At 39.3% G+C, this 11,813-nt stretch carries 15 protein-coding genes and 1 pseudogene; 9 read left to right on the top strand and 7 right to left on the bottom strand.

The genetic code is table 11. The features are described from left to right. Nucleotides 1-75 precede the first annotated feature (75 nt). Nucleotides 76-994: pseudogene (locus N4G44_RS21440) on the top strand (LysR family transcriptional regulator). On the opposite strand, the gene N4G44_RS21435 reads toward N4G44_RS21440, so the two are convergent. Next, complete coding sequence (locus N4G44_RS21435; protein WP_474929835.1) at nt 947-1,414, bottom strand: GNAT family N-acetyltransferase; 468 nt, start codon at nt 1,412-1,414, stop codon at nt 947-949. The pseudogene N4G44_RS21440 and the gene N4G44_RS21435 overlap by 48 nt on opposite strands. Then, on the bottom strand, nt 1,415-1,849 hold the full coding sequence (locus N4G44_RS21430; protein WP_474929834.1) for an acetyltransferase: 435 nt from the start codon (nt 1,847-1,849) through the stop codon (nt 1,415-1,417). A 193-nt stretch (nt 1,850-2,042) separates the two neighbouring features. Between N4G44_RS21430 and N4G44_RS21425 the strand changes: the two genes are divergently transcribed. Next, a complete protein-coding gene (locus N4G44_RS21425; RefSeq protein ID WP_474929833.1) occupies nt 2,043-2,918 on the top strand; it encodes an aldo/keto reductase in 876 nt (291 codons plus the stop codon). Between the two features lie 196 nt (nt 2,919-3,114). Then, nucleotides 3,115-4,170, top strand: coding sequence for an NAD(P)H-dependent flavin oxidoreductase (locus N4G44_RS21420; RefSeq protein WP_474929832.1), 1,056 nt, complete (start codon nt 3,115-3,117; stop codon nt 4,168-4,170). A gap of 95 nt (nt 4,171-4,265) precedes the next feature. Here N4G44_RS21420 and N4G44_RS21415 read toward each other — a convergent pair whose 3' ends face one another. The 5 genes from N4G44_RS21415 to N4G44_RS21395 all read right to left on the bottom strand — a co-directional run bounded on the left by N4G44_RS21415 (nt 4,266) and on the right by N4G44_RS21395 (nt 7,523). Then, nucleotides 4,266-5,603 carry a UDP-N-acetylmuramate--L-alanine ligase gene (locus N4G44_RS21415; RefSeq protein ID WP_474929831.1) on the bottom strand — a complete coding sequence of 446 codons (1,338 nt, stop codon included), beginning with the start codon at nt 5,601-5,603 and terminating at the stop codon, nt 4,266-4,268. Then, the gene (locus N4G44_RS21410; protein WP_474929830.1) at nt 5,560-5,754 is read right to left on the bottom strand and encodes a hypothetical protein; all 195 of its coding nucleotides are present in this window, start codon (nt 5,752-5,754) and stop codon (nt 5,560-5,562) included. The genes N4G44_RS21415 and N4G44_RS21410 overlap by 44 nt, the downstream gene beginning before the upstream one ends. A 74-nt stretch (nt 5,755-5,828) precedes the next feature. Then, entirely contained in the window at nt 5,829-6,044 is a 216-nt protein-coding gene (locus tag N4G44_RS21405) for a hypothetical protein (RefSeq protein ID WP_474929829.1), read from the bottom strand. 15 nt (nt 6,045-6,059) lie between these two features. After that, nucleotides 6,060-6,866 carry a lysophospholipid acyltransferase family protein gene (locus N4G44_RS21400; RefSeq protein ID WP_073065054.1) on the bottom strand — a complete coding sequence of 269 codons (807 nt, stop codon included), beginning with the start codon at nt 6,864-6,866 and terminating at the stop codon, nt 6,060-6,062. A gap of 27 nt (nt 6,867-6,893) precedes the next feature. Further along, the gene (locus N4G44_RS21395) at nt 6,894-7,523 is read right to left on the bottom strand and encodes an NUDIX hydrolase (protein ID WP_474929828.1); all 630 of its coding nucleotides are present in this window, start codon (nt 7,521-7,523) and stop codon (nt 6,894-6,896) included. Nucleotides 7,524-7,874: 351 nt separating this feature from the next. Here N4G44_RS21395 and N4G44_RS21390 point away from each other — a divergent pair, with 351 nt between their 5' ends. The 6 genes from N4G44_RS21390 (at nt 7,875) to N4G44_RS21365 (ending at nt 11,806) form a co-directional block, all read left to right on the top strand. Then, on the top strand, nt 7,875-8,693 hold the full coding sequence (locus N4G44_RS21390) for a hypothetical protein (RefSeq protein ID WP_474929827.1): 819 nt from the start codon (nt 7,875-7,877) through the stop codon (nt 8,691-8,693). A 159-nt stretch (nt 8,694-8,852) separates the two neighbouring features. Further along, on the top strand, nt 8,853-9,254 hold the full coding sequence (locus tag N4G44_RS21385; RefSeq protein WP_474929826.1) for a hypothetical protein: 402 nt from the start codon (nt 8,853-8,855) through the stop codon (nt 9,252-9,254). Nucleotides 9,255-9,264: 10 nt separating this feature from the next. Then, the gene (csgH, locus tag N4G44_RS21380; RefSeq protein ID WP_474929825.1) at nt 9,265-9,678 is read left to right on the top strand and encodes a curli-like amyloid fiber formation chaperone CsgH; all 414 of its coding nucleotides are present in this window, start codon (nt 9,265-9,267) and stop codon (nt 9,676-9,678) included. A 20-nt stretch (nt 9,679-9,698) separates the two neighbouring features. Next, nucleotides 9,699-9,995, top strand: a complete 297-nt coding sequence (locus N4G44_RS21375) for a CsgE family curli-type amyloid fiber assembly protein (protein ID WP_474930116.1) — start codon at nt 9,699-9,701, stop codon at nt 9,993-9,995. 11 nt (nt 9,996-10,006) lie between these two features. Then, nucleotides 10,007-10,417 (top strand): curli production assembly/transport component CsgF, encoded by a 411-nt coding sequence (locus tag N4G44_RS21370; protein ID WP_474929824.1) that lies wholly within the window; start codon nt 10,007-10,009, stop codon nt 10,415-10,417. A gap of 78 nt (nt 10,418-10,495) precedes the next feature. Then, the gene (locus N4G44_RS21365; protein ID WP_474929823.1) at nt 10,496-11,806 is read left to right on the top strand and encodes a CsgG/HfaB family protein; all 1,311 of its coding nucleotides are present in this window, start codon (nt 10,496-10,498) and stop codon (nt 11,804-11,806) included. Nucleotides 11,807-11,813: the final 7 nt, after the last annotated feature.

The raw sequence follows: 11,813 nt of genomic DNA, 5'->3' as shown, positions 1-11,813 counted from the left end.
ATTTACTATCTGTATAATTCAATCAGTATTATAATTATTTTGTAATTTTGTATCAGAATATTTATAATTAAAGTTATGGTCAATTTAGAATGGTACCGCACTTTTAAAGCGATATATAAAACCGGAACCCTCACAGGAGCTGCAGATTCCCTGTTCATTTCACAACCTGGAGTGAGCCTCCATTTAAGTTCACTGGAGGCATATGTAGGATATAAATTATTCGACAGGACCGGAAGGAAAATGATACCTACGGAACGGGGAAAAGTGTTATTTAATGCTGTTTCTGAACCCATTGCAAGACTGGAAGATGTTGAGAAAAATTTTCAGAAATCCACGGAAAAACTAACTCCTACCATCAGTGTTGGAATGTGTTTCGAGACTTTTCAGACCACTCTGGAGCAGTATGTCTCTACTTTGCCTTTCAACCTGATTATCAGCTTCGGGGAATATCCGGAAATGCTGGACCAGCTGGATAAAGGCATTCTGGACCTGATCATTACCCCTAAAAAGGGGTTTCTCCCAATATTGAACATGAAGCTTTCTCTTCCGAGCAGATCATTCTTGTAGGCGGAAAAGATATAGATACGGAAAGTTTCCGGGAAACACTGGAAACCAAAGGAATAGAGCATGCCGAAGAATGGCTGAAACAGGAAAAATGGTATGGTACGACGGGTGATATGGAACATCTTTTCCAGTTCTGGATCATGAATTTCGGTCATAAACCGAATTTCCGTCCCAATTATATAGTCCCCAATTTAAATTCCATCATCCGCTGTCTGAAAGGCGGAACCGGTCTGGCCGTAGTTCCTCATTTTCTATGCAAAAATGAAATAGAGAGCGGAGAAATCAAGCTGATCTGGGAGGGAGAAAAAAGCTGGAAAATACTCTTTATTTCGGATGCAGAAAGAAAACAAGTTATCAGTCTGAGATCGATCATATTAAAGGTTTATTCAGAAAGGTTATGGGCAAGAACAACCATGTCGCGCATCTGTAATCCGTTTTCATAAATAGGGAATGGGTAATGGTCTGTAAAAAAATCTTTACGTATTCCCTTTTTTATAAAACCGTTCTTTTCATAGAATTTGATCTGCTGGAATCCTGTGTCCGAAGTTCCTACAGTTAAGGTTGTATATCCGCTCTTCCTGGCTATTTCTTTTGCCTTATCCATCAGAATACTGCCGATTCCCTTGCTTCGGTAGCTTTCAATGACCGCGATATTCTTAATTTCCAGTTCTTTAGTGTTGTTCGGGTATAGCGCCATTACAGCAATATCCTGAAAGCCGTTATGTAGAACATAAATAGAGGAATCAAAGATGTATTTGTTGATGGCTTCCAGAGTTTCGTCAGCAAGCAGCAGCAATTCATACGGAATATCCGCTCCTGAAGTGATCTTATTAAAAACAAAATTTTCCATTTATAAACTCATATGGATCAGCGGATAATTTTTCCCTGAGCCATCTTTTTCCGATCTCCCGACTCTTTTAAACCCCATCTTTTCATAAAAACCGATGGCCTGAGGGTTTTGTTCATTCACATCTACCTTAGTGAGACCTGTGGTTTCTTTCATCCATTCATACAGCTTTTTACCATAACCTTTTCCTCTGGCATCATTATGAATAAACAGCATTTCCAGGGTATCCCCGACTACAGAAGCGAAACCTTTTGCCTCATCATCTTCAGAAATCAGATAAACATCAAGTTGCGGGAGATAATTTTCCGGAATGGCTTGTTTAAAATAATTAAAATCTTCTTCAGAAAGAAAATCATGGGTTGCTGTAACGGCAGATTCCCAGATTTCCATGATTTTGGGATAATCTTCGGCTTTTGCCAGCCTGATTTGATATAACATAGTTTTGGTTTCTCACAAAAATAAGGAAAATAGGGGATTTTCTCTTAATATCTGAAGCCATAGAGGCTTTCGGGGTAAAAAACAAATGGTTGAAAATAGATGAAAAAACTGTAAAATTGGTAGGCAGAATTTCCAATTTTTATCGCAAATTTGTTAAGCTTAGATTCATATTAAAAATTTAAATTAAAGAATAATGCAAAAGAAAACATATGCAGGGCAGCCTGTAGTAACATTAAATAACGGAGTGGATATTCCGGCTTTAGGCTTTGGAGTATGGCAGATGGAAAACCTGGATGAATGTAAAAAAGCAGTGGTAAAAGCCATTCATACAGGATATAGAATGATTGATACGGCAGCTATTTATTTAAACGAAACCGCAGTGGGGGAGGCTGTAAAAGATAGTGGTGTAAGCAGAGACGAGCTGTTTATTACCTCAAAAATCTGGGTTCAGGATCACGGCTACGAAAAAGCAAAAAGTGCGTTCCAGAGAACTTTGGACAGATTGCAAATGGATTATCTGGATATGTATCTTCTTCACTGGCCTTTTGGAGATTTTCTGGGTGCCTGGAAAGCACTGGAAGAGCTTTACCATGAAGGAAAAATTAAAGCTATTGGAGTATGCAACTTTACGGTTGAGAAATTAGAAGAGCTGAAAGCCAATTCAACGGTTCTTCCTGTGATCAACCAGATTGAGCTTCACCCGGTTTTCCAGCAGAAAGAACTTCAGGTATACGACAGGGAAAATAATATTGTAACACAGCCATGGAGCCCGCTTGGAAACGGAAATGCAGATCTTTTGAACAATTCCCAGCTGAAATCGATTGCAGAAAAATACAATAAAACAGTAGCACAGGTGATTCTGAGATGGCACCTTCAGGAAGGATTTGTTGTAATCCCGAAATCGGTTACCCCTTCCAGAATTGAAGAAAACTTTAACGTTTTCGATTTTGAACTGACTGAAGATGAGATGAATATTGTCCGTTCTTTAGATACAGGGAAAAGGCTGTTCTTTGATCCTAAAGATCCTGAATGGGAGCAAAAGATGCTGAAATCCATAGCAGATATTTAATAGAAAATTTCACCTATATTTCCCGCAGATCAAACAGATAACACAGATTTTTTAATATAATCATCTGCTGAATCAGTTTGATCTGCGGGATTTTTAGTTAGAAAAAAGCATGACTGCTAAATACTGTGAGCAATATCATATCTTATCAACCTGAAGCTGTTGTTAGATTTTGTAAATTCAGGTTAAAATTATTCTTATGTTTTGGCCAGACTCCATCAATAAACTTTTAAAAGTAAAATACGCTGTTATCCAGGCCCCGATGTTTGGAGTAAGTACTCCCCAAATGGCAGCAGCAGCTGGAAAAGCCGGATGTCTTGGGTCATTGGCCCTGGCTGATCTTCCTGCGGACAAATCGGCTGAACTGATCAGAGAAACCAAAAAACTTACAGATCAGTCTTTTGCGGTTAATATTTTTGTTCACGATATTCCTGAGCTTACCGATTCTCTGAGAGAAAAATTTATTAAGGCAAAACAATTGATCATTGATCTGGCGAAGGAAAATCATATAGAGGTGAAACTCCCGGATCTTGAAGAGATCAGGCTGAACAGTTACCACGATCAGGTAGAGGCTGTTATCGAAGAAGGGTGCAAAATATTAAGCTTTACTTTCGGGAATCTGGATGAGAGGAGTATTGAAAGACTGAAAGAAAACAGAGTGACGCTTATCGGAACCTGTACCTCACTGCAAGAAGCATTAGTCCTGGAAAAATCCGGAATTGATATTATTTGTGTACAGGGAATTGAAGCCGGAGGACACAGAGGAACATTTGAAGCAGATAATATTCCTGAAATCGGGGGAATGTCCTTATTTTCAAAAGTTTATGATCATGTAACGGTTCCCTTGATCTATGCAGGCGGAATTTATAACGGAAAAACTTTAAGAGCGGCAAAAGAACTGGGTGCACAGGGCTTTCAGGTAGGAAGTATGTTATTGGCATCGCAGGAAAGCACTTTGCAGCCATTTGAAAAAGAGAGACTTCAAAATATAACGGAAAAAGATATTGTTCTCACCAAAAGCTTTTCGGGGCGGTATGCAAGAGGAATAAAAAATAAATTCATAGAAAGCATCGAAGAGTCAGGCTATATCATGCCATATCCTTATCAGAATAAGCTAACCAATGAGCTGAGAAGGGTTTCAAAAATGGTAAGCAATGCAGATTTTGTAAGCATCTGGGCAGGGCAGTCTGTTCATGATTACAGCAGACTTTCAACGGAGGATATTTTGAAAAAGCTTATCCTGGAAGCAGAATAATCCACCTGTTAAAAGCAGAATGAATTCATTGGAAATATAAAATAAAAAACGTCCTTTGATGAAAGAACGTTTTTAAGATATAGGGAATGTATTATTTATTTTGTAAGATCCAGACCTCCGAAATTACCGGAGCTCATCATCAGGAAAACACCGTTTGTTTTATCCAAAGTTTCCCAGTAGGCATGCAGGTCTTCAGCATTTGTGAATACTCTTAAAGTATCATTTTTAAACTTTTCTTTAATGAATTCCGGAGAAATAGGTTCCATTCTTTTGATTTTTAAAGCATCCTCAGAATAGAAAACAACAGCTTCATCCAGGCCATCCATTGCATGGTCATACTGTTCCAGGAACACAGGGTTTAAGCTTGAATAGGTGTGAAGTTCAAGGAAACCATATTTCTTTTCCTTTTTAAACTGCTCACAGAAAGCTTTTACCGTAGCTTTTACTTTACTCGGAGCATGGGCAAAATCTTTGTATAGAACACCTTGATCTTCTCTTTCTACTTTTTCAAGACGTTTTGAAGCTCCTTTGAAGCTCATAATGGCTTCGTAGAAATCTTCATCCATAATACCCAGCTGCTGGCAGATATGTCTTGCCCCTTCCATATTCAGCAGATTGTGTGACCCGAAAACAGAAAGCGGAACATCGCCCATTTCAGTTTTCAGATATACTTTTCCGTTGCTGATCTCATATTCAGGAGTTTTGTAAGGGATTTTTCTGAAATAATTTTCAGCGGCTTCAACTACTTTTACCACTTCCGCATCCTCTTCATTGTATACCAGAACACCACCCGGGGTAATGCTTGCAACGAATTTCCTGAACTGATCTATATAATCGTCAAACGTTTTGAATACGTTGATATGATCCCATGCAATACCGCTCATTAAAGCAATATTAGGCTGATAAAGAAGAAATTTGGAACGCAGGTCAATAGGAGAGGAAAGGTATTCATCCCCTTCCAGAACCATAAAGTCGTTTTCCTGCGTTAGTTTTACCATACAGTCAAAACCTTCAAGCTGAGCACCCACCATAAAATCTACATCTTTCTGATGAAAGTTCAGCACGTGAAGAATCATGGAAGTAATGGTTGTTTTACCGTGCGATCCGGCAATTACAACTCTTGTCTTGTTTTTGGACTGCTCGTAAAGGAATTCAGGATATGAATAAATTTTTAAACCCAGTTCTTTTGCCTTTGCCAGCTCAGGATTGTCCTGGTGGGCATGCATACCAAGGATCACGGCATCTATGTCCGCCGTTATTTTTTCCGGGAACCAGCCCATTTCCTGAGGCAGAATACCTTTCTTTTCCAGTCTGGATCGTGACGGTTCAAAAATAGCATCATCCGAACCGGTTACCTGATATCCTTTATCCTTTAATGCAATAGCAAGATTATGCATGGCGCTTCCGCCGATAGCAATGAAATGGGTTTTCAACTTTATTTACTTTTTTTACATTGTTATTAATGATCTCCTGAAAAGCATTCAGAATGTTGTTCCAGTTCGTTGTAAAATTAGGCATGATTGTGCTGGCATCAGACTTGCTGCCTTCATTCGGACCTTTTTTTACATTGATGGAAGTGGTCACTTGATCATACAGCTTTTTGTGATCTTCCTGTATTCTCCTGAAATTATTCTGAGAAAGGGTTTGATCTAGTTTCTTTAAATCTTCATCAGAAACTTTAAAATCCTGCTTATACTTTTTTCCCCCTGGTCAAAAGAGTAATGGGCAGTATTACCTTTGATGAGTAAATTCTCATACACAGGGGCATAGCCTCCGCTTCTGGAATAGCTTATATCAAAATCTGAATATACTTTCTGGCTGTTACACGAAACTAATACTATGACCGCGATTAAGATCCCTAATATTTTGTTCATAATTTTCTACTTACTTTAATTATTTGAATCCTTTTGTTCTAATTTTTTAGCTTTAAGTTCTTCATCATAATTGTGTAGTACATTGAAATCTTCTGTCTGCTCTATGGCAGTCATAATTTTCAATAAAATTTCAGGCGCTTTTTCGTTGTCGTAATCTATATCAAGGGGTGCCTTGAACTCCATGGTAGGTTTTACGCCCGTAACCTTTACACGGAGACCTTTTTTGTCAAATGCCCTTCTGAAACCGTTGATCTTGATCGGAATCACAATCGGGCGCTGATTTTTAACCAGCTTGGCTGTACCTCTTCTTCCTTGTGCAAAAGCAGATGTAGTACCCTGAGGGAAGGTTGCTACCCAGCCGTTGTCCAAAGCTTTCATAATATTGTCAACTTCAGTAAGGTCTACCATTCTGTTGACCGTTTTACCTTCTGCTCTCCATGTTCTTTTTACCGTTACAGCACCGGCGATCTTGAAAATCTTCGGAAGAATTCCCTTATTCATGGTTTCTTCTGCTGCCACATAATAAAAATCAATTTTAGGGTTGAGCAGGTAAATAGGGTTTTTAATTGTGTTCAGATAACCATTGTTTACCGCACAGAACGCATGGTACATTGCTGCTACGTCTGCAAAATAGGTTTGATGGTTGGACACGAAAAGCACATTGGAATCGGGAAGATCCACAAGGTGTTCCGTACCGGTTATCTTCAATTTATTAAAGCCGTTGAATCTTCTGTAAGATACAACCCCTAAAATAAAAATAATAAACCTTTTTAAAAAATAAGGTGTTCCGAATGCATCGGTGAAAATATTTTTCTTCGCCATTTTTCAATTAAACACGGTAATGCAAAGTTACATTTTTTTCAACAACTGGCTAAACTCGCTCAATATCATTGCCGTAGCGCCCCAGATAATATATCCGTTGAAATTAATCACCGGAACTTCATGTCCGGCTGCACCGGGAAGAGCCATGATTTCAGGTTTATCCGGAAGGCTGAGAAAAGAGGTGATAGGAAATTCTATAGTTTCTACCGCTTCACTCTGCTGAAGAACGAAAAGCGGATTCTTTTTGGTATACGAAATATAGGGATATACATAAAAATTACTTGGCGGGATATAGATAGGAGACATTTCTCTGATTACCCTGATGTAATGCTTATCTATACCGATTTCTTCCGAGGTTTCGCGTACGGCGGTTTCTGCAAAATCTCTATCCATTTCTTCACGCTTTCCGCCGGGTAAAGAGATCTGCCCGCTATGTCTGTCGTGCTCATTGATGGTTCTTTGAATCAGAGGGAAATACCATTCATTATCTTTTAAATAAAGAACAATATTAACGGCTGCAAATTTCGGATTTTTTGCCAGCACTTCATCATAGGTAAATACCGGTCGGGAAGGAGGTGAAAATACTCCATGGGCATTGATCCCCGGTAGCTCTACATTTGTAATTTTCCTCAATAAATCTTTTCCAAAACTTTCCATACTTCAAATTTAGCAATATATACTGAAGAAAAGAACAGGCATTAACATTAATTAACCATTGAAAGGTCATTAAAAAATCGAATGATTGAAAAATTTAAAAATAAGAACATCAAAAAACCGGAGAAAAATTTTCAATTCAAAAATTAGAGTTATTTGTTGTATCTGTATGAAAATCAATTTATAATATACCGTATTTTTACGTAACTGAAACAAGTGATCCGGAGAAAACAGTAAACGGTTACTTTCAAAACGGTAAACAGTGATTTTGAAAATTTACACTTTAGCAGTGGTTTTTCATTTTGGTTTAGCCTATACCTTTGTCATACTATTAACCAATTAATTTTTGTCAAAATGAAAAACTTTATTACTGGTGTATTTACACTAATGGCCATGAGTTTCAGCTTCGCACAATCAAATATTGATGTTACTGCCCAGATCGGAAACTTGAACGTTGCTACTGTTAGTCAGACAGGGCTTTTGAATATTAACAGCCTTACACAGGACGGAAACCGTAATACGGCGGATATTGACCAGATAGGGGCTCTGAACGTGAACACCGCTCAAAGTACCGGGAACAGAAACTCTATTGACGTAGACCAAACAGGTCTTGCCAATACCAACGATGTAAGCCAAACAGGAAACAGAAACTCTGCGGTAACCTGGCAGCTTGGTGCATTCAATTCTACAGAACAGACTCAGATCGGAAGAAGAAATGAAGCCTCTTCTACACAATTAGGTTTAGGGAACTCTGTGGTACAATATCAGGATGGCAGAAGAAATGATGCTTCAGCAATTCAGGTGGGTATCGGAAATGATGCTTACCAGGTTCAGCTTGGAAGAAGAAATGATGCAAGCGGTCTTCAGGTAGGTAGTACCAACCTTTTAGTACAATATCAGGACGGAAATGATAACAGCGCAACAAACGATCAGGTAGGTAACAATAATATCGCGGCTGCAGTTCAAATCGGGGATGATAATACATCCATGGGAGTACAAGTTGGAAACAGTAACCAATTATATCAACTACAGTTAGGGGATTCCAATACAGCCATCGATGTTCAGATGGGTAACAATAACTTTACCTGGGTAGCCCAAAGCGGAGATTCCCACATCCATGTAGGAACCCAGATGGGTAACGGAAACTCAATGGTTGTAACCCAATCCAATTAATAAAGTACCGTAATTCAAAATAAAGGAGAGGCTCAAGGCTTTCTCCTTTTTTAAGCTTTTCATGATGAACATACCCAGAAACCATGATTTTATATCTGTACCTGCTGGGTGTGTTTTTCTCAATCCTCTATTCATGTACCTTTATTAAAAATTAATACCATGTTTAAACCGGGATGGGGTGCCTTTACACTTTTCGCAGTGCTGTGCGTGAATGCACAACAGCTGGATTGGGACAAGGTCAACAGCAATACGGTTCTTGATCTTATGGCAAAACAACAGACGGAGCAGCAGGGACTTTACGGCTCCAGCGTTCTCCAGATAGGAGATGACAACCATGCAGAACTTTTTCTTAATCCTAAAACCAATATTGCCGTACAGCAATCGGGAGACTTCAATACACTTTTATTTATCAATTCTTTTACAGATCAGGAAACCAAAACAGCCATTACTGCCCAGGGAAATAACAATATCATTGATATTACCGGCAGCAACAGCGTCTCAGACGGAATGCAGATCAATGTAAAAGGGGATAACAAAACCATTTTCATGAGAAATTATTAAAACACAAGTGATGAAACTTTTATATTCCTTAAATCTGTGCACTTTATTTATCTTCCTGTCCGGTACAATGAATGGGCAGGAAGATAAAAAAGTAAATGCAAAGATTGAGAAGAATATTCTTGAAAACCAGATCAGGCTTAAAGCGGTTGTTACCAATAATACAACAGTGTATAAAGAGCTGAATTACCTGTTGGTTTCCATTAAAAAAGGAAATGCAGGAAATCTTTCCAATAACCAGCAGAGCGGGAAATTTTCCATCAATCCCAATGAAGTAAAGGTTTTATCCGAAATCAGCGTTAATCTTGAACAGAAAGATGCGCTGAAAGCTTTTCTCTATATCAAAGATGAAGAAACCCAGAAGCTTGTTGCAAAAGACAGCCTTGAAATTAATACTGACCTGTTCAGAAAAAAACGGCCAAAGTAGAAGAAGACGCAGTCTTTGAACTGAAAGGGCTTACTATTGATGAGACCAAAACTAAGGTCGGAAAAGATTTTTATGATCTTTTTTATATCCAGTACAGCCAGATTCCCGACAAAAGCAACAGTGCTGTTACCATTTCTGAACTTCCGCTTCGCGGTACCAGCGGCCAGATCAATATTCAGATCGATGATAAAGTGATTTACAGCTTTATGACCAATCCAAACGAAGATTACCTGAACGAACAGCTGGCAGCCAGTCTGAAATATATCAAAGAATTTAATGCCAAGAAAAATCTCATTAAAAATGAATTTATCTACTAAAAACGTCCGCCATGAAAACCTTTCTCATTATTTTAACCTTTATTGCGGGTATTTTCTCCGGAAAATCCCAGCAGCTCGTTTATAAGCCTGTCAATCCGGCATTTGGAGGTGATACCTTTAATTACCAGTGGCTTTTAAGTTCGGCAAACGCTCAGAATCAGTTTGATGAAAAAAATGATTTCAGCAGTCTGCTCGATAATGTTAATTCTCTGGATAGTTTCAGCCAGAGCCTGAACAGGCAGATACTGAGTGAGCTTTCCAGGAAATTGTTTGAGGATCAGTTCGGGGAGGGCAGTCTGAAGCCCGGAAATTATCTTTTCGGATCACTTTACCTGCAGATCACGACTACAGCCCAGGGACTTTTAATCAATATTTTGGATACCAGTACAGGTGATCAGTCCGAGATCGTCATTCCAAAATAAAAAATAACTAAAAACCAAACTTACCATGAGAACTTACACTTACACCAGAATTTTTTCTGTACGTTCCTGCTGTGCTTAATGCAGGCCTGCAGTTCGATTCTGGGTCTTCCTTCCGACCCGGAAAGATCCACCATGGGAGAGCTCACCCCTTCGACTGCGGAGCTGAGGAACCTTCCTCTTCCCAATGAAAAAATCGTTATAGGGGTCTACAAATTCAGGGACCAGACCGGCCAGTATAAACCATCGGAAAGCGGAAACAACTGGAGTACGGCGGTGCCCCAGGGAACTACAACCATCCTGATTAAAGCACTGGAAGACAGCCGGTGGTTTATTCCCATTGAAAGAGAAAATATTGCCAATCTTTTAAACGAAAGGCAGATCATCCGGTCTACCAGACAGGAATACATGAAAGATGCCGATAAAAACAGCCAGTCTCTACCTCCTCTTCTGTATGCAGGAATCCTTCTGGAAGGCGGTGTGATCTCTTATGACAGCAATACCATGACCGGAGGTCTTGGAGCAAGGTATTTCGGAATAGGGGCTTCCACACAATACCGCCAGGACAGGATCACCATTTATCTTCGTGCCGTTTCTACTCTTAACGGCGAAATTCTTAAAACGGTTTATACCTCAAAAACCATTCTATCAACCAGCGTGAACGGTAGCTTTTTCAGATATATCGATACGGAAAGACTGCTGGAAGCGGAGGTCGGACTTACCCAAAACGAACCTGTACAGCTTGCAGTAACCGAAGCGATAGAGAAAGCGGTAAGATCCCTGATTATTGAAGGCACCAGAGATAAAATATGGGGTAAAGCATCAGAAAACTTAACCGGATACCAGGCACTCATCAATGATTACAATAAAGAGCAGGATGCGAATGTCGGCAGAACGGTAGGCAATAAATTTCCGGAAAATTACAGACAGAAAATGTCCGTTTTTGCCAGCGTGGAAGCTCAGAAAATTAAGGATGATTATGTAAATGCTAAAATGAATGTCGGCGGAAAAGTGGGAGTAAAATATTTTATAAGTCCCAATTTCAATGTCGAAGCCAGCGGAAGCTATTTCACTTTAGAGAATGAAAATATTATTAAAAGAAATTACCTTGTTCCCGAGCTTAATCTTGAGTTTCTCCTGTTTCCGAAGTACAGGCTCAGTCCGTATATCTATGGAGGAGCGGGAGCGATGTTTTCAAAATACAAACCTCAGTACAAAGCCCAGGTTGGCGGAGGACTGGAATTTATGATCGGAAATAATACTGCAATCCGGGCCTCTTCTCAATATGATATCGGATTTAAAGATGACTGGGAAGGAATGGTGAACGGAAAAAGAAAAGATCAGGCGCTCCGGTTCGCCATTGGAATCAATTTTTACCTTGGAAACAAATAAAAACATG

It is taken from the genome of Chryseobacterium sp. GTID13 (genome assembly GCF_056172655.1).
This window is presented reverse-complemented; position numbering and strand designations above follow the sequence as displayed.